Annotated in this window: 17 protein-coding genes and 3 pseudogenes; 9 read left to right on the top strand and 11 right to left on the bottom strand. The window is 55.4% G+C overall.

The annotated features are described in order from the left end of the window. Positions 1 to 8: 8 nt before the first annotated feature. From AFK24_RS29250 to AFK24_RS29260, 3 genes are all read right to left on the bottom strand, one after another. On the bottom strand, positions 9 to 911 hold the full coding sequence (locus tag AFK24_RS29250; protein ID WP_065836563.1) for an ABC transporter permease: 903 nt from the start codon (positions 909 to 911) through the stop codon (positions 9 to 11). A 9-nt stretch (positions 912 to 920) separates the two neighbouring features. Continuing rightward, positions 921 to 1,838 carry an ABC transporter permease gene (locus AFK24_RS29255; RefSeq protein WP_065836564.1) on the bottom strand — a complete coding sequence of 306 codons (918 nt, stop codon included), beginning with the start codon at positions 1,836 to 1,838 and terminating at the stop codon, positions 921 to 923. A 105-nt stretch (positions 1,839 to 1,943) separates the two neighbouring features. Beyond that, positions 1,944 to 3,464 carry an ABC transporter substrate-binding protein gene (locus AFK24_RS29260; RefSeq protein ID WP_065836565.1) on the bottom strand — a complete coding sequence of 507 codons (1,521 nt, stop codon included), beginning with the start codon at positions 3,462 to 3,464 and terminating at the stop codon, positions 1,944 to 1,946. Positions 3,465 to 3,650: 186 nt separating this feature from the next. Between AFK24_RS29260 and AFK24_RS29265 the strand changes: the two genes are divergently transcribed. From AFK24_RS29265 to AFK24_RS29280, 4 genes are all read left to right on the top strand, one after another. Further along, positions 3,651 to 4,568 (top strand): LysR substrate-binding domain-containing protein, encoded by a 918-nt coding sequence (locus AFK24_RS29265; RefSeq protein WP_065836566.1) that lies wholly within the window; start codon positions 3,651 to 3,653, stop codon positions 4,566 to 4,568. A 480-nt stretch (positions 4,569 to 5,048) separates the two neighbouring features. After that, on the top strand, positions 5,049 to 5,810 hold the full coding sequence (locus tag AFK24_RS29270; protein WP_065836631.1) for a carbon-nitrogen hydrolase family protein: 762 nt from the start codon (positions 5,049 to 5,051) through the stop codon (positions 5,808 to 5,810). Between the two features lie 132 nt (positions 5,811 to 5,942). Continuing rightward, entirely contained in the window at positions 5,943 to 6,755 is an 813-nt protein-coding gene (locus AFK24_RS29275; protein WP_065836567.1) for an AraC family transcriptional regulator, read from the top strand. 97 nt (positions 6,756 to 6,852) lie between these two features. Beyond that, positions 6,853 to 7,239 carry a cupin domain-containing protein gene (locus tag AFK24_RS29280; protein ID WP_065836568.1) on the top strand — a complete coding sequence of 129 codons (387 nt, stop codon included), beginning with the start codon at positions 6,853 to 6,855 and terminating at the stop codon, positions 7,237 to 7,239. Positions 7,240 to 7,273: 34 nt separating this feature from the next. Here the strand turns inward: AFK24_RS29280 and tnpC are convergent. The 3 genes and pseudogenes from tnpC to tnpA form a co-directional block, all read right to left on the bottom strand. Then, a pseudogene (gene tnpC / locus AFK24_RS29285) lies at positions 7,274 to 8,800 on the bottom strand (IS66 family transposase). A gap of 62 nt (positions 8,801 to 8,862) precedes the next feature. Continuing rightward, entirely contained in the window at positions 8,863 to 9,198 is a 336-nt protein-coding gene (gene tnpB, locus AFK24_RS31755; RefSeq protein WP_065836569.1) for an IS66 family insertion sequence element accessory protein TnpB, read from the bottom strand. Beyond that, a complete protein-coding gene (gene tnpA, locus AFK24_RS31760) occupies positions 9,117 to 9,518 on the bottom strand; it encodes an IS66-like element accessory protein TnpA (RefSeq protein ID WP_080482371.1) in 402 nt (133 codons plus the stop codon). The genes tnpB and tnpA overlap by 82 nt, the downstream gene beginning before the upstream one ends. Positions 9,519 to 9,683: 165 nt before the next feature. On the opposite strand from tnpA, the gene AFK24_RS29295 reads away from it, so the two are divergent. Both AFK24_RS29295 and AFK24_RS32190 read left to right on the top strand, forming a co-directional pair. Beyond that, positions 9,684 to 10,316 (top strand): reverse transcriptase domain-containing protein, encoded by a 633-nt coding sequence (locus tag AFK24_RS29295; RefSeq protein WP_240500479.1) that lies wholly within the window; start codon positions 9,684 to 9,686, stop codon positions 10,314 to 10,316. 341 nt (positions 10,317 to 10,657) lie between these two features. Further along, positions 10,658 to 10,768, top strand: a pseudogene (locus AFK24_RS32190) (group II intron maturase-specific domain-containing protein); the annotation flags it as partial. A gap of 649 nt (positions 10,769 to 11,417) precedes the next feature. Here the strand turns inward: AFK24_RS32190 and AFK24_RS31765 are convergent. From AFK24_RS31765 to AFK24_RS29305, 3 genes and pseudogenes are all read right to left on the bottom strand, one after another. Beyond that, positions 11,418 to 11,671 (bottom strand): annotated as a pseudogene (locus tag AFK24_RS31765) (DUF411 domain-containing protein); the annotation flags it as partial. A gap of 221 nt (positions 11,672 to 11,892) precedes the next feature. Continuing rightward, entirely contained in the window at positions 11,893 to 13,284 is a 1,392-nt protein-coding gene (locus AFK24_RS29300) for a heavy metal sensor histidine kinase (RefSeq protein WP_065836570.1), read from the bottom strand. Further along, a complete protein-coding gene (locus tag AFK24_RS29305; RefSeq protein WP_065836571.1) occupies positions 13,281 to 13,955 on the bottom strand; it encodes a heavy metal response regulator transcription factor in 675 nt (224 codons plus the stop codon). Before AFK24_RS29305 ends, AFK24_RS29300 begins: the two co-directional genes overlap by 4 nt. Positions 13,956 to 14,434: 479 nt before the next feature. Here AFK24_RS29305 and AFK24_RS29310 point away from each other — a divergent pair, with 479 nt between their 5' ends. From AFK24_RS29310 to AFK24_RS29320, 3 genes are all read left to right on the top strand, one after another. Next, entirely contained in the window at positions 14,435 to 15,661 is a 1,227-nt protein-coding gene (locus AFK24_RS29310; RefSeq protein ID WP_065836572.1) for a TolC family protein, read from the top strand. Between the two features lie 67 nt (positions 15,662 to 15,728). Beyond that, positions 15,729 to 16,973 (top strand): efflux RND transporter periplasmic adaptor subunit, encoded by a 1,245-nt coding sequence (locus AFK24_RS29315; protein ID WP_065836573.1) that lies wholly within the window; start codon positions 15,729 to 15,731, stop codon positions 16,971 to 16,973. Between the two features lie 24 nt (positions 16,974 to 16,997). After that, a complete protein-coding gene (locus tag AFK24_RS29320) occupies positions 16,998 to 20,138 on the top strand; it encodes a CusA/CzcA family heavy metal efflux RND transporter (RefSeq protein WP_065836574.1) in 3,141 nt (1,046 codons plus the stop codon). Between the two features lie 55 nt (positions 20,139 to 20,193). Here the strand turns inward: AFK24_RS29320 and AFK24_RS29325 are convergent, their stop codons facing one another. Together AFK24_RS29325 and AFK24_RS29330 are read right to left on the bottom strand one after the other, a co-directional pair. Beyond that, complete coding sequence (locus AFK24_RS29325) at positions 20,194 to 21,111, bottom strand: cation diffusion facilitator family transporter (RefSeq protein WP_065836575.1); 918 nt, start codon at positions 21,109 to 21,111, stop codon at positions 20,194 to 20,196. Positions 21,112 to 21,294: 183 nt separating this feature from the next. Further along, entirely contained in the window at positions 21,295 to 21,510 is a 216-nt protein-coding gene (locus AFK24_RS29330) for a hypothetical protein (protein WP_065836576.1), read from the bottom strand. Positions 21,511 to 21,517: the final 7 nt, after the last annotated feature.

Below are 21,517 nucleotides of genomic sequence, written 5' to 3' on the forward strand. Positions count from 1 at the left end.
CTCCTCTATCAGTTGCGGCCGTCGGGCAGGATCAGATCGCGCAGGCCATCGCCGACCAGGTTGATGCCCAGCACCAGAATCATCAGGGCGACGCCGGGAATGGCGATGACCCACGGGGAAAAGAACATGTAGGGTTTGCCTTCAGCGATCATCAAACCCCAGGACGGCGTCGGCGGCTGCACGCCAACCCCAAGGAACGACAGTGCTGACTCCAGCAGGATCGCATGGGCCATTTCCAGAGTCGCGACGACGATCAGCGCGCCGACCAGATTGGGCAGAATTTCACTGACCAGAATGCGCAGGGTCGAGCAGCCAAGAGCCTGGGCCGACGCCACATATTCAGCATCGCGAATCTGTTGCACCGAAGCCCTGACCACCACCGCGAAGCGATCCCATAACAGGCAGCCGAGCAGCACGATTACCACTTTCAGTGAGCCGCCCATCAGCGAGGCCGAGGCCAGCGCGACCATCACGACCGGCATCGCCAGCCGTGTGGTGATCAGGTAGCTGATAAACGCATCGACCTTGCCGCCGTAGTAACCAGCCAACAGCCCCATGACGGTGCCGATAAAGCCGGAAATCAGCGCCGCCGCAACGCCGATGAACAACGAAATACGTGCACCGTAGAGCAGTCGCGACAGGTAATCACGGCCCAGCTTGTCGGTGCCGAGGACGTATTCCCAAGTGCCGTGTGCCATCCATACCGGCGGTTTCATGCGCAGCATCACGTCTTGCGCATAAGGGTCGTAAGGTGCCAGCCACGGCGCGAACAGTGCACCAGCGAAGATGATCAGCAACAACACCGCGCCGATGGCGAAACCACGATGACGAAAGCTCTTGCCAAGTACTCGGCTCAGGCTGCTCGGTGGTGGCAGGTAGTCATTGATCGCGAGGGTAGTGGGGGTGCTCATGTAAGCCTCCTAGCGCACGCGAATGCGCGGGTCGAGCAGTGCGTTGAGCACATCGGCCAGCAAGGTGAGGATGATGTAGATCACGGCAATCAGCAGGACCACGGCCTGTACCACCGGAAAGTCGTCACGGGCGATGGCGTCCCAGGCGAGTTGTCCGATGCCTTGCAGGGAGAACACGGTTTCGATCACCACCGAACCGCCGAGCATGAAGCCGAACTCCACCGCCGCCAGCGCGACTACCGGTATCAAGGCGTTGCGCAGTGCATGCTTGAACAACACGCGGGCAGGGCGCAGGCCCTTCGCGCGGGCGGTACGGATGTAATCGGAACTGAGCACATCAAGCATGCCTGCGCGGGTCAGACGCATGATTGCCGGAGTCGCGTAGTAGCCCAGGGCAATGGCCGGCATGACGAAGTGCAGCAGGGTCGAGTTGCCGGACACCGGCAGCCACTTGAGCGTCACCGCGAACACCACGATCAACATCAGCGCAAACCAGAAACTTGGCATTGCCTGACCCAGCACCGCAATGCTCAAGGCCAGTCGGTCAACCCAGGTGTCGCGTTTGACTGCGGCCAGCACGCCCAGTGGAATCGCCACCAGCAAGGCGATACCCAGCGCCATGGCGCCTAACCCGAGGGTAATTGGCAAGCGGCTGGCGACGAGGTTGTAGACCGACTCCTGAAAGAAAAAAGAGTTGCCCAGGTCCAACCGTAGCAAATCGCCCAGCCAGTTGAAGTACTGGGTCGGTAGCGGTTTGTTCAAACCGTACTGCACGCGAATCTGTTCGATCTGTTCGCTAGTGGCTTCCGGTCCGCCAATGGCAGTGGCCAGGTCGCCGGACAGATGCAAAAGAGAAAAGCTGATCACCGACACGGTAATGGCAACGCAAATAGCGATGCCCAGGCGGCGCAGAAGGAATCCAAACATGGCAAGTTTCCTCATATCCAATGGATGACATGTGTGAGGACGTGTCCGTGGCGCGGAAGAGCCCATGCGCCACGGCATCTTTCGATCAATCCGCCAGGTTGCGTATTACTTCCACGTGGACTCGACGAAACGCGGCAGCTCATCCGGGTACGGCGTGAACGCGAGTTCGGAGGTGTAGGCGTAGTTCATCGAGTAGTTGAACAGCGGCGCCCAGTACGCCTGTTCGCTGATGCGCTGCAACGCCTTGCGGTAGTTGTCCTTGCGCACTTGCGGGTCGAGGGCATTGTCGGCGGTCTGCAACCAGCCCTGGACTTGTGGGTCCTTGATGTTGTCGTCCGGGTTGCCCTTGAACCAGGTACCGGCCGACGCCGAGGTGTCGAGGATCGAGAATGAGCCCCAGGCCTGAAACGACATGGGTACCTTGCCGCCACGTTGCTGATCGCGCAGGGCGGCGTACTTCAAGTAGCGAAGCTTGGCGTTGATGCCCACGGCGCGCAGGTTACCGATGATGGCTTCAACGTAATCACGGTCACGATAAGCGAAGATTTCTGTCTCGAAGCCATTTGGGTAACCGGCTTCGGCGAGCAGCGCCTTGGCCTTGGCCGGGTCATAGTTGTAGACCGTGGCCGCGCTGGTATCGCAGCCGAACTGGCCTGGATAACAGGCAACCTGCAAGGGTTTGGCTTCGCCACCCACCAATTGCGAGGCCAGCGCATTGCGGTTGATCGCATGGTTGATGGCCTGACGCACCTTGAGGTTCTTCATCGGTGAGTTTTCAGTGGATGTGCCCCGGGCATCAAGAATCAGGAAGCCGATGCGCATGGTTTCGCCGCTGGTCACGGTCAGGTTTGGCATACCTTTGAGGTCGACTGCCTGATCCGAGGTCACACGCCAGGTCCAGTCGACACCATCGGTCATCAACTCGGCCAGGCGGGTTTCCGCATCCGGGATTACCCGGAACTTGAGGTGGCTGATATGTGGCTTGCCTTGTGGGCTGTCCGGGAAGTAGTCCTTGTTGATCTCCATGGTCACGCCTTCGCCGGCCACCACCGACACGGCTTTATACGGCCCGGTGCCAATTGGCTTGCGACTGAATTCGGCCAGGCCGACCTTCTCGAAATACTGCTTGGGAAACATCGGAACGGCGTTGGACAGGTATTCCAGTGCTGGAGGGAAAGGCTTCTTCAAATACAGGCGAACGCTGTAGTCACCGGTTTTTTCGGCGCTCTTGATCCAGTCTACGTTTTGCACGGTAACGACTTTCGCTTCGGGCGACACCACGTAGTTGAGGGTGAACACCACGTCGTCGGCGGTGAACGCGTCGCCATTGTGAAATTTGACGCCTTTGCGCAGCTCAAAGTCGATGGTGGTGTCGTCGACCTGTTTCCAGCTGGTGGCCAGCATGGGTTTGTATTCGCCGCTTTTGGGATCGCGGTAGATCAGGTTGTCCCAGATCAGCCGGCCGAGAATCACCCCTTCGCGTAAATCGTTGTGATAGGGGCTGATGTTTTCAGGCTCGCTGTCGGAAGCGTAAACCAGGGTGTCGTTGGCTTTACCGGCATGTGCCGGAAAGCTGCTGATAAGGCCCATCAGCGCAATACTGCAGGCGAAACCTTTGATGCCCATGCCGTCGTCTCCGTTGGCGAGAGTGGTTGAATCAAAGGGCAGCGAATCGCAAATGCGCAAAGGAGGATGAAGCGGTCAGGCAATGTTTTTTTTGGTCTGGACACGAATGTAGGGAAAGGGTATCAATGCCGCAAGCTCAATATTTCGATACTTCCTTTGCCGAAAAGGCAATCCTTGGGGGCTCCGATGCAGCTGTATGGCGTGCAGTCCACGGCACTGCGCTATTTTCTTGAAGTCGCGCGATGCGGATCGATCAGCGAGGCCTCAGTGCGGCTGAATGTCGCGGCGTCAGCGGTGAGTCGACAAATTTCCAAGCTTGAGTTGGCCTTGGATGCCAGCCTGTTTGAGCGTCGTGCCCGAGGCATGGTGCTCAGCGAGGCGGGGGCGCGACTGGCGGTTTATGCGCGCAAGTCGCAGCTTGAGGCCGAGCAGGTGGTGCTGGAAATTACCGAGCTGCATGGCTTGCAACGGGGTCATGTGCATGTCGCCTGCTCGGAAGGTTTTGCACTGGAATACATGCCCAGGAGCATTAGCGCGTTCAGGCGTGAGTATCAGGGCATTCATTTCACGTTGGAGGTCTGTGCGCCTGCTGAGGCGACTGAGAAGGTTCGTTCCGGGGAAGCCGATCTGGCGATGACCTTCAGTCTGACGCCGCAAAAGGAAGTCAAGGTCGAACATTTCCTAAGCGGGGCTATTTTTGCCGTGGTCTCCAATTCTCATCCCTTGGCCGGGCGTGAAGCGGTCAGCCTCGCCGAGTTGCAACCCTGGCCCATAGCGTTACCGAAGGCCGATACCACGATACGGCAACTGTTCGACATCTGTTGCGGTGTACAGGGGTTGTTGTTCGACCCAGTCTTGACCACTAATTACGTTGCCGCACTCTATAGCTTCGTCCGCGAAGAAGGAGTGATTAGCCTGGCCAGCGAAATGACCTTGCACAAACAGGTAGCGGACAAGCAGTTGCAATGCTTGCCGATCCTTGATGAAGGCATGCAGGCACGGCGCATCGAACTGCAAAGCATGGCTGGACGCAATTTACCGGCGGCGGTTTCTGCGTTCAGGGATTTTCTGATCGCTGAGCTGGCGAAGGCGAAGCGTCGTTGAAAAGACGAGGTTACTTGACTCTACCGTCTTTGTGGTCGCTCTAGCACCCAAATCGACTAGGGCTACCTTCGGTCATATCTTCAAGACGGTGAATCTTTTAGCTTAACGCCATTGGCCGCTCCCTATTCAATGGGGCGCTTTTAGCCCTTGGATGTGCTTTGGGTAGAAACAACCACCAATCAACCCTGACTTATTATATCGACCACGCCTGCTGCGTGGACTGCCAGGTCAGGAGGGCAGCCTGAGAGCCTCGTCGGCAACCACCGCGGCACACCTTCCGGCCTCCTTGGCTCTGAGCGCTTGGATGGCCACGTTCAGCCAGAAGATTAGTTGGGTAGAGGCAGTGGCTATTCAGGGTAACCGTCTGGCCAACACACCTTCCTGCGGAAAAGTATATGTCCCATGCGCTTTACCCCAGGGAACGCGCTGTGGCGTGCGAATCGGGGCCACGTTAGGATTGTGCTCTTTTTGGAGACGCTCATGTCGGCACCAGTGTTTGCAGCAGCCCAATGCGCCATTCGGGCTGGCGATATCAGTGCCAACCTGACGCTGCACATAGATTTCATGCAGCACGCCCGCGAGCAGGGGGTGGGGCTATTACTCTTTCCCGAGTTATCGCTCACAGGATATGAACCAACCTTGGCTGAAGCCCTGGCGCAGGATATAGATAGTCCACTTCTCTCCCCCTTGCGACACCTTGCGCGGGAAGCCTCCATGACTACGGTAGTGGGTTTGCCGTTGCGCCTACCCAGTCATGACAAACCGCTAATTGCAGCTTTCATACTCCACCAGGATGGCTCGATTGGTGTCTATACCAAGCAGCATTTACACCCTGGCGAAGAGCAATATTTTAGTGCGGGTAATGGGGGCGATTTGATGCTTATCGCCAATTTACTCATAGCCCTATCGGTGTGTGCTGATTTCAGTCACCCGGAACATTCATCACACGCGGCAAAACAAGGCGCGCAGTTGTATGCCGCTAGTGTGCTCATCGGTGAAACCGGCTATTCACACGATAGCTCACTGTTGCAGAACTGCTCAAAGCGTCATGGAATGGCCGTGCTCATGGCGAATCATGGCGGCCCGACCGGTGGGTGGGCTGCTGCTGGGCAGAGCGCGTTTTGGGATGAGCAGGGTCGATGCGTTGCGTCCACGGACGGCGTGGGGAACCGCTTGCTGATCGTCTCGAAACAGCTTTCTGGGTGGCAAGGTTTTGAAACTCCAGTATCCGTTACTTCCTAAATCCGGCGATGCGTTTGAACGCACCTACGACGTTAAAAGGGGGACCACCTATGCGCCGCCCTAGACGTCGAACAGATCAAGGCATTTGCGAAGTCTGGTACTGTGTAACCATCATCGCCTTGGTGCCGCACTATGCCGAATCACATCCCTACCAGCGACTGGGTTAAACGCTCGCCCGCAGCTCGAAAAATGGAAAGCATCGAAGCCTTCTTTAGCGGGCATGGCTTCACCCCTCACCGTCACGACACTTATGCCATTGGCACAACCCTGTCCGGCGTCCAAAGCTTCCAGTACCGTCACTGTCAACGTCACAGTCTGCCTGGCAATATCCTGGTGTTGCATCCTGATGAGGTGCATGACGGCCAAGCAGGCACCGAGGCAGGTTTTCGCTATCGGATGGTGTACATCGAGCCGGCTTTGATTCAGCAGGTATTGGGCGGAAAACCGCTGCCATTTATTGAAGGAGGGTTGTCTGATGACCCTCGGTTGCATCGGGCTACTCGGACGTTGTTGTGCAACCTGGACTCCGTTATGGAGCCGTTCGAAGAAGACGACGTGATTTATGACCTGGCGCAAGCGCTAGATCAGATATCAGGACAGAGAGTGTCCCGCAAGGCACTGGACTTTGTCGCTGCGGAGCGGGCGCGAGCGTTTATTCATTCTGCACTGGATCGAGTGGTTACACTGGATGAACTGTCAGAGGCTAGTGGTCGAGACCGGTGGAGTCTTAGCAGAGACTTCCGCGCTCTCTATGGTACGAGCCCCTACCGGTACATGACTCATCGACGACTTGATCTAGCCAGGGCCATGCTGACGTCGGGCTATCCATTGGCAGAATCGGCCATATCTGCGGGTTTCTTCGACCAAAGCCATATGACTCGGCAGTTCATCCAAGCCTATGGCGTGTCGCCTGGAAGGTGGCTGAAGCGTCTGAAACTGCTTTGACCTGATTGCCGTCGTTACCCTGCACAATCATGCAATACGCGTTTTCGCTTTCTGCTTAAAGTCAGGCTTCGATTTCTTGAACACTTGAGAGACCCAAATGTCTGATAGATCTGCTGCGACCCTCTACGCCTCAATCAACTTTTCGAAAAAATACGCCCTATTTAGTGAGCAATGGGCGCCTAAGGTCATCGCGCAAATGAACGACTATCAGTTCAAAGTCGTGAAGATTGAGGGGGATTTTATCTGGCATTGCCACGTCGATACAGATGAAACGTTTATCGTATTGGAGGGGCAGCTTCGCATTGACTTCAGGGATGGAGCAGTGACGGTCGAGCAAGGCGAAATGTATGTAGTACCCAAGGGCACTGAGCATAAACCCTACGCTGAGCGAGAGGTGCGGTTATTGCTGATCGAGCCCTGCGGCGTATTGAATACCGGCGATGAGACAGGCGCAAGGACAGCAGTTAATGACGTCTGGATCTAGGAAAAAATGTAAGCGCCCAACTCACTTTGCGTGATTAAACGGGCGCCCACCGGTGTGGCAGCAACTCAGTAATTTCACTTGCTCGCTGCGTTGGCAGTCGCGCCAGAACGTCTTTCAAGTAAGCATATGGGTCATGCCCGTTGAGTTTGGCCGACTGGATCAGGCTCATCAGCGCCGCCGCGCGTTTGCCACTGCGCAACGATCCTGCGAAGAACCAGTTCTTGCGTCCAAGAGCCCATGGCCGGATCTGCTGTTCGATGTGGTTGTTATCAATAGGCACCGCGCCGTCATCCAGATAACGTGACAATGCCGGCCAGCGTTTCAGGCTGTAATCCAGAGCCTTGGCAATGGCCACGCCATCATGCACAAGCTCGCGCTGGGCGATCATCCAGGCGTGCAGCCTATCCATCACGGGGACGGCTTTTTCTTGCCGTATTCGTCGCCGTAAATCTGGCTTCAGGTCGCGGATCTCACTTTCGATTTCGTATAGCAACTGGATAGAGCGCAGTGCCTGCTCGGCGAGCGTGCTCTTGTTCGTGGCGTGCAGGTCGAAGAACTTGCGCCGGGCATGGGCAATGCAACCGATTTCGGTGACGCCCAATGCGAAACTGGCCTTGTAGCCACCAAAATCGTCGCACACCAGTTTGCCTTTCCAGTCTTGCAGGAAGTTGCGCGCATGCTCGCCCGAGCGGCTGGGGCTGAAGTCGTACACCACTGCGTGGACGTCGGCTGATGCGGTGGTCGCGTAGGCCCAGACGTAGCCACGATGGGTTTTCTTCGCGCCAGGCATGAGCACCTGTACCGGTGTTTCATCGGCGTGCACCACGCCATGGGTGAGCACCACTTCGCGCAGGGCATCAACCAGCGGTTGCAACTGCACACCGCAGGTGCCGACCCACTGGGCCAAGGTCGAGCGCGGGATGGCAAAGCCAGCCCGGCCAAAGATCTTTTCCTGGCGATACAGCGGCAAATGATCACCATATTTGGCAACCATCACTTGAGCCAGCAGCCCGGCAGTGGGGATGCCTTTGTCGATGATCTGCGCGGAGACGGGTGCCTGGATCAGCGTTTCGCAGTCATCACAGACCCATTTTCCACGGACATGGCGCTCGACGGTAAACACGCCCGGCGTGTAGTCCAGCTTCTCGCTGACATCTTCACCGATGCGCTTGAGCGCGCAGCCACATGGGCAGTGAGTGTTGTCTGGTTCGTGATGGATCAACGTGCGCGGAAACTCTGGCGGCAATGTCGCGCGTTTAGGCTTTTGATTTTTCTCAGGCTGCGTTGGAGCCGCTTGCTAGGCTTGAAGCTCAGCCTCAATCGCGGCGATATCGGTATCGATCAGGTCATCGAGCAGGCTGGCCTGCTCTGGATTCAGCTGCTCGCTGCGCTTGGCAAACTTGAAACGTTTGAGCTGCGCGATTTCGTGGGTCAGCTTCTCGATAACCTTTTGCTCGCGGTTGATCTTCTTGCCCATGGTCTCGACTTGCGACAGCAACTGCGCCGCGAGGGCGCGCAGTTGGTCGGAGGACATTTGGTCGAGATCGGGAGAAAAAGTCATGCCTTGGATTTTACCAAAGCAGGTCGCTTGCAGCAGTAGGCCAAGGCGCCAATTTCAGCTTTTTAAAGCAGTGTGATCGCACCGCTACTGACCATGCGTTGCCAGGGTAAACCCAACACCAAGGCCTGAAGTTGCTCGGTATTCAACTCCAGTTCAGGACCTTGGCGAATGCCTGGCCAGTGGAACTTGCCTTGGTTCAATCGGCGAGCCGCCAGCCAGACGCCAAACCCATCATGCACCAGCACTTTCATTCGAGTGGCGCGGCGATTGGCAAACAGATAAGCGCAGTGCGGCTTCGCCGCACCGAACACCGCGATCACCCTGGCCAGCGCAGTCTCGGTGCCGGCACGCATGTCCATGGGTTCGGTGGCGAGCCAGATGGAGTCGATGCGGACCATTGAGTGAGCCCACGGATGAATCGGGCGCACCCTTCGGGATTTGAGGATGGCCACTTTACAGTGAGCGTCTGCTGGCCAAAAGGGACTTCAATGCTGACAGGCATTTGCTGATTGGGTTGGATGTCGGCCTCCAGCTTCAACGGAATGAAAGCGGGTAAAGCCGGTACTTGATGATCCCGATAAACAGGTATCCATTTGCGAACCAGGTTGGCATTGATGCCGTGCCGCAATGCTACGCTGGCGATCGAGACGCCAGGTTGCAGGCATTCCTGAACGACCTGGGTTTTAAAAAATTTGGAATAAGAGCTTCGTTGGCGCATGGCAATCCTGACGATAAGGACGATGGTGTCCACGTATTTTTAAGTGGAGAACATCGCCCTTATGGCTGGGATCAGGTAGGTGACTTCACCGGCCGGTTACAGAAGGTGAACTGGATATAGGATGCGGATATCACGTCGTTCTTTGATGAGATCGACCATGAATGGATGCTGATGTTTCTGGGACACTGGATTGCAGACCGGCGTCTGCTCGGGCTTATCTGCAAATGGCTTCAGGCGGGAATAATGGAAGAAGGCCGTAGGGTGGCTGCGACCAAGGGGACTCCTCAAGGCGCAGTGATATCGCCGTTGCTGGCGAATATCTATCTTCACTACGTGCTGGATCTGTGGGCAAGGCAGGGGCGTCAGCGCCACTCCCGTGGTGATATGGTCGTTGTACGATATGCGGACGACAGCGTGGTGGGTTTCAGGACGCAATGGCAGGCTCAGCAGTTCTTGGAGCAATTGCGGGAACGGCTAGCCAGGTTCGGTTTATCGCTCAACGCTTCGAAGACACGGCTGATTGAGTTTGGTCGTTTTGCTGTGAGACATCGTAGAAAGCGAGGCTTGGGTAAACCGGAGACGTTTGACTTCCTGGTTTTCACACACTGTTGTAGTACCAACAGAAACGGTGGCTTTCAAATACTGCGTCTGACGGTCAAGAAGCGAATGCGTGCAACGCTGCTGGCTATTCGGGATGAGCTAAAACGCCGCCGTCATGAACCCATCCGGGTTCAAGGGCAATGGCTCACACGGGTGGTGAGTGGTTCTTCAATTACCACGCGGTACCGGGAAACCTGATACGTCTTGGCGGTTTTCGTCTGGCGGTATGCCGTCTATGGCGGCAAGCTCTCAAGTGACGCAGCCAGCGAAATAGGCTTCAATGGTCACGCTACGGACGTCTTGCCGACCTCTACATACCTAGACCCAGAAATACACATCCTTACCCTGAGGATCGCTTCGCGTCACGTACCCAAGGCAGGAGCCGTATGCGGTAGTTCCGCACGTACGGACCTGTGCGGGGAGGGGCGGCAGGCAACTGCCGTCCCTACCGCGACCCCTGACCAAGCCGTCCAAGGCGAACATCGGGGCTCTCCTTGCCAAGGTTGATCAAGACCAACAAAACGGTACGACAGGCTAACTTGATAGGTTTTCTCAACCCGGTTCTACGGGGCTGGGCGAACTATCACAGTCATTTCGTCACCAAGAAGGTCTTCAACCAGGTGGACAGCGCAGTGTGGGAAATGCTCTGGCGATGGGCGGTAAGTCGCCACCCTCCCAAGACACGCCGATGTGTGAAGGATCGGTATTTCAAAGTACAAGGGGCGCGTCGATGGGTATTCTCATGTGCTGAAAAATCCGCCGACGGTCGGAAGCGTCAATACACGTTATTGGACGCCTCGGACACGCCAGTTGTGCGACATATCAAGGTCAAGGCTGCTGCCAACCTTCACGACCCTGAATGGGATGAGTACTTCGAGTCTCGCTGGGGCAAGAGGGGGCTCACCTCGGTAAAAGGTCGAGCCAAGCTGTATCGGATATGGGTGCAACAGGGCTGCCAGTGCTGCGCCTGCTTCAAGCCGGTGACCGAAGACACGCCTTGGCATAGTCGCCACATTGTGAAACTAGGTCATGGCGGAACGGACGCGGCGGCCAATTTTGAGAGCTATCACCTGCGCTGCCCGAGGGATGTGCAATTTGCCAATGCCAATGATGTACAACCGGGTGCCTATAGGTGCCTTAGCAGAGGCTTGAGCCGTGTGCTGGGAAACTCGCATGCACGGTTATTAGGGAGTTGGACGCGGCCAACCGTGTCTGACTACCCGACCAGCAGATCAGATCATGGGCTCTTGGACGCTCGAACTGGTTGTTTGCCGATTCGTTGCGCAGCGGCAAACGAACGGGCACGTAACCTTCCACGAAATTCCCGTTTTCGACTCCTGTGTGACATGACCCGAGATTGGCAGGAACGCCAAGTTTTTCTTTGACGGCGCTCATGTTTTCTTCCTCATGATCCACCACACTGTAACCCTGTCCCTCAGGTACACGATCCATTTGGTGCAGCAACCACAGTTTGGATCTCGGTACACGTCTATCGATTTTCTGGCATCCGCTTGCCCACGGGAGGAGAACCCGACTATCAAGACAATGGACAAGGCAAGGCCAACTTTATTAATCGGATTGGGGGCATGACGACTGTGGCTCTTGCTTGAAGGGGAGGGAACAGTGACCTTACTTTTGCTGAGGTTGTCGAATTATTCATTGCCGTTACAACTCGAATATGTAACCAGATGAAAACGGGCAGCGGCTAGGGTCAACGCGACTCGCGGGTAGCTTCTGTTTGCATCAGTTAGGGGGCCAAGCTAACCCCTGCTGACTAGGCCGTTTTAGGAAAAATCAGGCTGAACGTCGTGACGTGCCCTAGCTCGCTCTCTACCGCAACACGTCCGCCGTGTAGGCTCATGATCGAGCGGACGATCGCGAGTCCCAACCCTGTCCCACCTTGTTGACGAGCACGGCTGGCATGAACCCTATAGAAACGATCAAACAAGCGGGGCAGATGAACAGCTTCAATGCCCTCACCTAAATTGCGTACGGCAAGAGATACTTCATCCTCGTGCATGTCCAGGGCGATAGTGATGGCGCTACCGGGGATGCCGTGTCTGATGGCGTTGGACAGCAAGTTTGAAATGGCTCGCTGGATCATGAGCCGATCTCCCTGGGTATGTGCGCTACCCTGAACCATCAATTCCATTTCTTTCTCGTCGGCTGCCAGTGAGAACAGCTCGGAAACCTTTTCGGCCTCCTCCTGCAAATCGATGGTGGTGAAGGCAAGCGGTGCCTGCGGTTGGCTGACACTTGCGAGGAAAAGCATCTGGGACACCATACGCGACAGGCGCTCAAGTTCTTCAGTACATGATTCAAGAACCTGTTTGTACTCTGCTGGTGGACGCTCCCTGGATAACGTTACCTGGGCTTTGCCCATGAGGTTGTTCATGGGAGATCGCAGTTCGTGGGCCAAGTCATCTGAGAACTGGGCCAGCTGTTGCACATCTCCGTCCAGCCGGTGAAGCATGAAATTGACTGCATGCGCCAAGTCCCGCAACTCATCAGGCAGATTAGTGACTTTCATTCGATGGGAAAGATCCCGCGCCGATACTCGCTCAGCCACCTTGCGGAAAGCCCGTAGCGGTTTTAATCCGCGATGGACAATCCACCAGGCGCACCCGCCCACCAACAGCAGGATAAACGGCAACGCGATAATCGTGGATTTGACATAGGCGTTGAGCAGCGTGGCATCGTTCTTTCTATCAAGCGACAGCATGACCAAAACGGTTTGATCGTTCTTGAGCCTAACCAGTTTGTGAGCCATCAGAACTTCAAACCCCTCGGGCGATTTAAACTGCTCGAAATCAGGGTATCCGACGCTCGCCGTGACCAGTGGAAGCTCCATGTTTTCATTGTTTCCAAGGTTCAATAAACGCCTGCGGGGAACGCTTGAATCCAAGATGGTCAGGGTAAAGTTATCGTGCCCGATGATCTGATCGCGCAGATTATGAGGATGGAGCACGATATCGGCTGCGGTGATCGAACTCTCAGCCAAGCTATGTTCGATCTGCTGAAGTTTTTCTCCCAGCCCGTCCGTTGCGCGCAGATCAAGCTGGTGTGAAATGGTGGCATAGGCAAACGCTGCCATCACCAACACCAGAAAGGCGCTCATTGCCGTGACCGTCAAGCCTAACCTCATGGATAGGCGTGTCGGCCTCATTCGCGAGCTTCCAGTACATAGCCGACACCACGCAGCGTGTGGATGAGCTTATGCTCGAAGGGATCGTCAATTTTTGCGCGCAGCCGCCGAATCGAGACCTCAACCACATTGGTGTCGCAATCGAAATTCATGTCCCACACAAGGGAGATGATTTGGGTACGCGACATGACCTCTCCGCTGTGACGCATCAACAGGTGAAGGAGGGCAAATTCCTTCGTCGTCAGATCAATCCGATGGGTGCCTCGAAAGGCTCTATGGCGGCCCTGATCCAGCTCAAGGTCGCCGACGCGCAACACTTCGGGTAAGCCCGTTTGCTCACTGCGGCGCATGAGGGTACGAACCCGCGCAAGCAGCTCAGGAAACTCAAAAGGCTTCACCAGATAGTCGTCTGCGCCCATCTCCAATCCTCTGACTTTCTCATCGAGGCGGCCTCGGGCGGTGACCATCATGACTCTCGTGTTGTTGGTCTTCCTGAGTTGGGATAATACTTCCCACCCCTCCATTTCAGGCAAGTTGACGTCCAGTATCACCATGTCATATGCCTGATGTCGTGCCAGGTAAAGTCCATCCAGGCCGGTGTTGGCTATATCGACAATATAGCCGCTCTCCGTTAAACCTTGGTGCATGTACTCGGCAGTTTTCGGCTCGTCCTCTACAACAAGGATTCGCATATCATTGATTCCCGTTTTAATGTTGGTTACTTAAATGCGCTGTTGTTTTTGTATCAGGGCGCTATTTAAACGATATTTTCACAATTCACTTTACTAAGTATATTTTCAAGGCTGTAGTAACTTCAGGGTCAAGCTTTTTTCCCGTAGAACCGGCCCTCTCTGACCCGTAGCGACGTTTTGCCGCAGTGATTTACAGTCTTGCTTGATCACATAAGTCAATCGTTAAGTTATTGCATTTCATGTCCGGCGTGCGCTCTGCGGCTAGAAGTCGCAGTGTAAGACAAAATATTATCGGATTTGCCGGATAACGGAATTGTAATTTTCCAGTAATCCCTCTGATAACTCCTTTTGCATAAAGTCCTGCTATCTAATTCCGGCTGCGTGGCTGGAGTTGTAACTGTTCATATTATTTTGGTGACTTATGCGACTGGAGATGTGCAAACGTGCTCGCATCTAAAATTTTATCCATTGTGCCCTCCATGAAAATAGGGGCGTTATTCGTCCTCCTGGTGCCTTTTGCCGTACCTGCAATTGCGACAGCTCAAAGTTTGAGCTTGCCTCAGGCGATCGAAGCTGCGTTTGCCGAAAATCCAGATCTGGCTGCTGCTCGGTGGGAAATTGGCGTTGCCGAAGGCGCAAGGCAGCAGGCAGGCCTCATCCCCAATCCGGTGTTGTCCTGGGAAGCGGAAGATACACGGCGTAAGACCAGCACAACGACCGTCATGCTGAGTCAGGCTTTGGAGCTTGGCGGGAAGCGAAGTGCCCGAATCGATGTCGCCAGTCGAGGTCAGGATGCCGCTCAGATTGAACTTGAACGTCGTGGTAATGAACTGCGCGCCGAAGTTGTTCAAGCTTTCTATGCAGCAGTGCGTGCGCAAACGGGACTGGATCTCGCTCGGCAATCTCAAGCCTTGGCCGACCGTGGACTACAGGTGGCGAATGGTCGCATTGAAGCTGGCAAGTCATCTCCAGTCGAGGCCACCCGTGCCCAGGTACAGCTGGCGGAAACGAATCTGCAGGTGCGCCGAGCAGAGACGTTGAAAGCCAATAGTTACCGCGAGTTGGCTCGGGCAACCGGGTCTTCGACAACGCAGTTTGATCGTCTTGAGTACACCGACCCCTCGCCTGGAAAATCGCCCTCATCTGCGAAAATGTTGGTAGCCATAAATCAGTCAGCAGAATTGCGCTTGGCACAGGCGCAGATTGAAGAACGTGATGCTCTGTTAGGTTCTGAACGGGCACAGCGCATCCCTGATCTGACCGTCAGCATCGGCAGCCAGTACAGCCGCGAAGACCGTGAGCGCGTCAATGTTGTTGGCCTGTCGATGCCTCTCCCGCTTTTTAGCCGAAATCAAGGCAACGTGCTTTCGGCATCACGCCGGGCGGATCAAGCCCGTGATCTGCGTAACGCCGTGGAGCTTCGGTTGCGCACTCAAACCCAGACTGCACTCGATCAGTGGGCCACTGCTTCGCGAGACGTCGAGTCATTCAACACGGTGATTTTGCCATCGGCACAAAACGCGGTCGATACCGCCACGCGTGGGTTCGAGATGGGCAAATTCGGCTTCCTTGAAGTTTTGGACGCTCAGCGCACCTTGATTGCCGCCCGTGGCCAGTACCTCGAATCGCTGGCGACCGCCACTGACGCGAGAGTCGCCATCGAGCGCATCTACGGCGATCTGAACCAATTCAGTACCAATCCTTAAATATCGTTTTTCCACGCTTATTGGCGTATCGCGATGTGCAGCAAGCACATGATCGACGGGAGTTTCCATGACTAACAAACGGAGCGTTGCCATTACCTTGGCGCTGGCAGCCTTGATCGGCCTGGGTAGTTTGGCCGTAGGTAATCAGAGCGTGTCCACTGCTGCTGACGCTGAGCCCTCTGGCGCTGATCACGGAAAAGAATCAACGGACGACCATGCCAAAGAAGGCGCAGGTAAGGAAGGAGCACACGCCGAGGGTGAGGAGGAATCCCATAAAGAGAAAGAGGGGCAACTGGAGCTCACCGCTGAACAGATCAAAGCTGCGGGCATTGAGTTGGTCGCCTCAGCCGCGCGTCAGATGAGCACCTCCGTAATGTTCCCAGGGGAAATCAAGTTTGACGAAGACCGCACCACCCACGTGGTACCTCGGGTGAGTGGGATCGTGAATGAGGTCAGAGTTGAATTAGGCCAGGCAGTAAAGAAAGGCCAGGTACTGGCTGTGATTGCAAGCCAGCAAATTTCTGATCAGCGCGCAGAGCTGAACTCAGCCCAGAGACGTTTGGAGCTTGCGCGCCTGACATTGCACCGCGAGAAAAAGTTGTGGGAGGACAAGATCTCCGCTGAACAGGATTACTTGTTGGCTCGCCATGCCTTCCAGGAAGCCGACATCAGCTTGGGCAACACTCGCCAGAAGCTGAGCGCGATTGGTGCAAGCCTTTCTCCCTCTGCGGGCAACCGTTATGAGCTTATCGCCCCATTTGACTCTGTCATTGTCGAGAAGCATCTGGGCATCGGTGAAGTTGTCACGGAGGCGAGCTCTGCCTTCACGCTTTCGGACTTGTCTCGGGTGTGGGCCACCTTTGGCGTCACTCCGAAGGATTTGAACAAGGTCGTAGTCGGCCGATCGGTGACCATAAGCGCACCTGACATGGATGCCCAAGTGGAAGGGCGTGTTGGCTACGTAGGTAGCCTTCTTGGCGAGCAGACCAGGGCAGCTGTCGTCCGCGTCACCCTGGCTAACCCTCAAGGCTCTTGGCGTCCGGGGCTATTTGTTTCCATCGACGTGAAGGCAGATAAAGCCAATGCGGCCGTGAGCGTTCCCGAAGCCTCCATTCAGTCCGTTGAAGACAAGCCCTCCGTGTTTGTTCGCAATGAAGAAGGTTTCAAGTTACAGCCGGTGAAAGTGGGTCGCCGCGATGGTGGCTTTGTAGAGATTACCGAAGGCTTGGCTGCCGGCACGCAAGTGGCTGCTGCTGGCAGTTTCATTCTCAAGTCGGAGCTGGGTAAAGGCTCTGCTGAGCATGCCCATTGACCTGCGTCGTACGAGTAAAACTCTATGTTTGAACGGTTGATTAAATTTGCGATAGAACAGCGCATCGTTGTGATGCTTGCTGTTCTACTCATGGCTGGGCTCGGCATTGCCAGCTACCAGAAACTCCCCATCGATGCAGTACCTGACATCACTAACGTGCAGGTGCAAATCAATACCTCGGCTCCGGGCTTTTCGCCGCTAGAGACCGAGCAGCGTATTACTTTCTCGATTGAAACCAGCATGGCGGGCCTTCCCGGGCTACAGCAGACCCGTTCGCTGTCGCGTTCGGGACTGTCTCAGGTCACGGTCATCTTTGAAGATGGCACCGACCTATTTTTCGCCCGTCAGTTGGTAAGCGAGCGTTTGCAAATTGCCAAGGATCAGCTGCCAGAAGGCGTTGATGCGGTAATGGGCCCCATCTCTACTGGGCTCGGCGAGATCTTTCTGTGGACAGTCGAGGCCGAGGAGGGGGCGCTGAAGGACGACGGAACTGCCTACACGCCAACCGATCTGCGGGTGATACAAGACTGGATCATCAAACCGCAGCTGCGTAACGTAAAAGGCGTTGCTGAGATCAATACCATTGGTGGGTTTGCCAAGCAGTATCAGATTGCGCCAGACCCCAAAAAGCTGGCGGCGTACAAGCTGACGCTGAACGACCTGGTTGCAGCATTGGAGCGAAACAATGCGAACGTCGGCGCTGGCTACATCGAGCGCGGTGGCGAGCAATTGCTGATCCGCGCACCGGGTCAGCTCGGTACGGTGCAGGACATCGCCAACATCGTCATTGCCAATGTGCAGGGCACGCCTATCCGCGTCAGCAGCGTCGCTGATGTTGGCATAGGCAAAGAGCTACGTTCGGGAGCGGCAACTGAAAACGGCCGTGAGGTGGTGCTGGGCACTGTCTTTATGCTGATTGGCGAAAACAGCCGCACCGTTTCTCAGGCCGTTGCGGCCAAACTTGCTGATATCAATCGCTCGCTTCCAGAAGGCGTCAAGGCGGTCACTGTTTACGACCGTACCAACCTAGTCGAAAAAGCGATTGCGACGGTGAAGAAGAACCTGGTCGAAGGGGCGATTCTGGTTATCGCGATCCTCTTCCTTTTCCTGGGCAACATTCGCGCCGCGCTGATCACCGCCATGGTGATTCCTCTGGCCATGCTGTTCACCTTTACGGGCATGTTCACCAACAAAGTCAGTGCCAACCTGATGAGTCTGGGAGCATTGGACTTCGGCATCATCGTTGACGGCGCAGTCGTTATCGTCGAGAACGCGATCCGTCGACTGGCCCATGCCCAGCAAAAGCATGGCCGGATGTTGACCCGCTCTGAACGCTTTCATGAAGTGTTTGCTGCTGCGAAAGAGGCCCGTCGGCCACTCATTTTCGGCCAGCTGATCATCATGGTCGTGTATTTGCCAATCTTCGCGCTGACTGGTGTGGAAGGCAAAATGTTCCACCCGATGGCGTTTACGGTTGTCATCGCGCTGCTCGGGGCCATGATTCTTTCGGTGACCTTCGTACCTGCCGCCATTGCCATGTTTGTGACGGGTAAGGTCAAGGAGGAGGAAGGTTTCGTGATGCGCACGGCTCGCCTGCGCTACGCACCGATTTTGACCTGGGTATTGGGTCATAGAGCGATAGCGTTTTCGCTAGCGTTCGTGTTGATCGTCTTGTCTGGATTCACTGCAAGTCGAATGGGCAGTGAGTTCGTCCCAAGCTTGAGTGAAGGGGATTTTGCCCTGCAGGCACTTCGAGTTCCGGGTACCAGCCTGACTCAGTCGGTAGAAATGCAGCAGCACCTTGAGAAGGCGATCATTGAAAAGGTGCCTGAAGTTGAACGTATGTTTGCCCGGACGGGTACGGCGGAAATTGCCGCCGATCCTATGCCGCCAAACATCTCCGACAGCTACGTCATGCTCAAACCGCAAAGCCAGTGGCCTGATCCGGGCAAGTCCCGCGAGACGCTGATTGCCGAATTGCAGCAAGCCGCTGCTAGCGTGCCGGGCAGCAACTACGAGCTCTCTCAACCGATCCAACTGCGTTTCAACGAACTGGTATCTGGTGTTCGAAGTGATGTCGCGGTGAAGGTCTTCGGCGACGACATGGACGTGTTGAATCAGACGGCCGCTAAAATTGCCGCCACGATGCAGAAGGTGCCTGGATCCTCTGAGGTCAAGGTCGAGCAAACCACCGGCTTGCCTGTTCTGACGATCAACATCGATCGTGACAAGGCGGCGCGTTATGGCCTTAACGTTGGAGACGTGCAGGACGCACTTGCCACGGCAGTAGGTGGTCGCCAGGCCGGTACTCTCTATGAGGGTGATCGTCGCTTCGACATGGTCGTGCGTCTGTCGGACAAGCTACGCACAGATGTTGCCGGGCTTTCCAGTCTGCTCATTCCGATACCCGCCACCGCCGGTAGCAGCAATCAGCAGATCGGCTTTATCGCGCTGTCCCAGGTTGCAACGCTGGATCTGGTGCTCGGGCCAAACCAGATCAGTCGTGAGAACGGCAAGCGTTTGGTGATAGTCAGCGCCAACGTAAGGGGTCGTGATCTAGGTTCATTTGTACAAGAAGCGGGTGAGAGCATCGCGAGCGGTGTAGATATTCCTGCCGGCTACTGGACGAGTTGGGGCGGCCAATTTGAACAGCTGCAATCTGCTGCCAAGCGTTTGCAAATTGTGGTGCCGGTGGCTTTGCTGATGGTGCTGGCCTTGCTGTTCATGATGTTCAACAACCTGAAGGACGGCTTGCTGGTCTTTACAGGTATCCCGTTCGCCCTGACCGGCGGCGTCATGGCGCTCTGGTTGAGAGACATCCCCTTGTCCATCTCGGCAGGCGTTGGCTTTATCGCGTTGTCAGGTGTCGCCGTACTGAACGGTTTGGTGATGATTGCCTTTATTCGTAACCTGCGCGAGGAAGGCCGCTCACTTGGCGATGCGATCAACGAGGGTGCCCTGACACGTCTGCGTCCTGTTTTGATGACAGCGTTAGTAGCTTCTCTGGGGTTCATCCCCATGGCGCTGGCGACTGGCACTGGGGCAGAGGTACAGCGTCCGTTGGCGACGGTTGTGATCGGCGGAATACTATCCTCTACCGTACTGACGCTGCTTGTTCTTCCCGCGTTGTATCAATGGGCCCATCGACGAGACGAAGAGGACTGAAAGCACTGAGTCCATAAGGTGAAGAGCTCGCGGCAGTTACCTGCCGCGAGTTTTTTTATGCATGATGTTCGTGACCTTCTTGTGCATGCTCATCATCGTGAAAGCCGTCATGCTCAAGTTGAATGGTGGAGTGGCCAATCTCATGGTTCTGACTGACTGAGTTTGTAACCTGACTCAGAATGTCCTGCCCATCTAGTGCTGACTGAGAGACAACCACATGAACGCTCATGACGTTCTTGCCGCTGGTGACCGACCAGACGTGAAGGTCATGGATGGTTACGACCCCCTCAACTGCCAGGATGGTCTGCTCAACCTTTTCTAGGTCGACACCGTTTGGCACACCCTCCAAAAGCACATTCATGCTTTCACGCAGCAGAGTCCAGGTTCTGGGTAGTACCCATAAACCAATCCCGGCGGCAACGATAGAATCCACCCACGCCCAACCCGTGAAACGGATAACCAATGCCGCAATGATCACACCGAGCGAGCCGAGCATATCGCTCCAAACCTCTAGATAGGCACCTTTCACATTCAAACTTTCGCCGCTGGCAGACCCTAGCAGGCGCATGGAAATAAGGTTGACCACCAGGCCCAGAACAGCGATCACGAGCATTCCCGTTGACTGAATCGGAGCGGGAGTCACGAGCCGTTGATAGGCTTCATAAAGGATGTACATCGCAACGAGGAAAAGCAGAATGGCGTTGAACGTCGATGCCAATATCTCAAATCTGGCGTAGCCAAATGTTCGGTTGCGATCTGCAGGACGTTTTGCTATCTGGAAGGCTAGAAGCGAGATCGCCAACGCAGCCGAATCGGTAAACATGTGCGCCGCATCGGAGAGGAGGGCCAAGCTGCCAGTGATCCAGGCGCCAATGACTTCAGCGATCATGAATGCCGTGGTGAGCCCTAATGCGAGTAAAAGCTTTTTCTCATGTCCGGCGCGTACTTCGCCATGGCTGTGGCCTGAGCTCATAGTGCAATCCTTGGATGGGAGAGGGTGTCAGAGGATGGGGTTGTGACATATAAAATGAAAAGAGCGTTCAAGTCATTTCATTAAAAAAGGCAAAAAAAAACGCCCCGGGGGGCGCTTAAAGTATTCACCTTAACCAAAGGAGCTGTTGAGCTACTAAAGGCGAATTATGCTGAAGGCAATGATTTAGCCTTCGGTTTTTTTCAGCTGTTCAGCGCGAGATTTCTCGTCAGCGCTAACGTACCGTGAGGCATCGTTGCTGTTTTGACCGTCGAATCGCGCTTCTTGGGCAATCCGCATTTTTTGAGCCGCTTGATTTGATCTTTCGCTACCGTCTTGAGCGAAGGCTGCAGTACAAGACAAGGCAACAGCTGCGAAAACCATCGATTTGATCAGATTCATAGTGATA

Source organism: Pseudomonas syringae (assembly GCF_001698815.1).
Lineage (GTDB): Bacteria > Pseudomonadota > Gammaproteobacteria > Pseudomonadales > Pseudomonadaceae > Aquipseudomonas > Aquipseudomonas syringae_A.

Excerpts from the sequence above, each read along its gene's own strand:
- AFK24_RS29260 (WP_065836565.1), bottom strand. The coding sequence starts at position 3,464 with ATGGGCATCAAAGGTTTCGCCTGCAGTATTGCGCTGATGGGCCTTATC.
- AFK24_RS29300 (WP_065836570.1), bottom strand. The coding sequence starts at position 13,284 with ATGAGGCCGACACGCCTATCCATGAGGTTAGGCTTGACGGTCACGGCA.
- tnpA (WP_080482371.1), bottom strand. The coding sequence starts at position 9,518 with ATGCGCCAACGAAGCTCTTATTCCAAATTTTTTAAAACCCAGGTCGTT.
- tnpB (WP_065836569.1), bottom strand. The coding sequence starts at position 9,198 with ATGGTCCGCATCGACTCCATCTGGCTCGCCACCGAACCCATGGACATG.
- AFK24_RS29265 (WP_065836566.1), top strand. The coding sequence starts at position 3,651 with ATGCAGCTGTATGGCGTGCAGTCCACGGCACTGCGCTATTTTCTTGAA.
- AFK24_RS29330 (WP_065836576.1), bottom strand. The coding sequence starts at position 21,510 with ATGAATCTGATCAAATCGATGGTTTTCGCAGCTGTTGCCTTGTCTTGT.
- AFK24_RS29280 (WP_065836568.1), top strand. The coding sequence starts at position 6,853 with ATGTCTGATAGATCTGCTGCGACCCTCTACGCCTCAATCAACTTTTCG.
- AFK24_RS29320 (WP_065836574.1), top strand. The coding sequence starts at position 16,998 with ATGTTTGAACGGTTGATTAAATTTGCGATAGAACAGCGCATCGTTGTG.
- AFK24_RS29325 (WP_065836575.1), bottom strand. The coding sequence starts at position 21,111 with ATGAGCTCAGGCCACAGCCATGGCGAAGTACGCGCCGGACATGAGAAA.
- AFK24_RS29305 (WP_065836571.1), bottom strand. The coding sequence starts at position 13,955 with ATGCGAATCCTTGTTGTAGAGGACGAGCCGAAAACTGCCGAGTACATG.
- AFK24_RS29270 (WP_065836631.1), top strand. The coding sequence starts at position 5,049 with ATGTCGGCACCAGTGTTTGCAGCAGCCCAATGCGCCATTCGGGCTGGC.
- AFK24_RS29275 (WP_065836567.1), top strand. The coding sequence starts at position 5,943 with ATGCCGAATCACATCCCTACCAGCGACTGGGTTAAACGCTCGCCCGCA.
- AFK24_RS29295 (WP_240500479.1), top strand. The coding sequence starts at position 9,684 with ATGCTGATGTTTCTGGGACACTGGATTGCAGACCGGCGTCTGCTCGGG.
- AFK24_RS29310 (WP_065836572.1), top strand. The coding sequence starts at position 14,435 with ATGAAAATAGGGGCGTTATTCGTCCTCCTGGTGCCTTTTGCCGTACCT.
- AFK24_RS29250 (WP_065836563.1), bottom strand. The coding sequence starts at position 911 with ATGAGCACCCCCACTACCCTCGCGATCAATGACTACCTGCCACCACCG.
- AFK24_RS29315 (WP_065836573.1), top strand. The coding sequence starts at position 15,729 with ATGACTAACAAACGGAGCGTTGCCATTACCTTGGCGCTGGCAGCCTTG.
- AFK24_RS29255 (WP_065836564.1), bottom strand. The coding sequence starts at position 1,838 with ATGTTTGGATTCCTTCTGCGCCGCCTGGGCATCGCTATTTGCGTTGCC.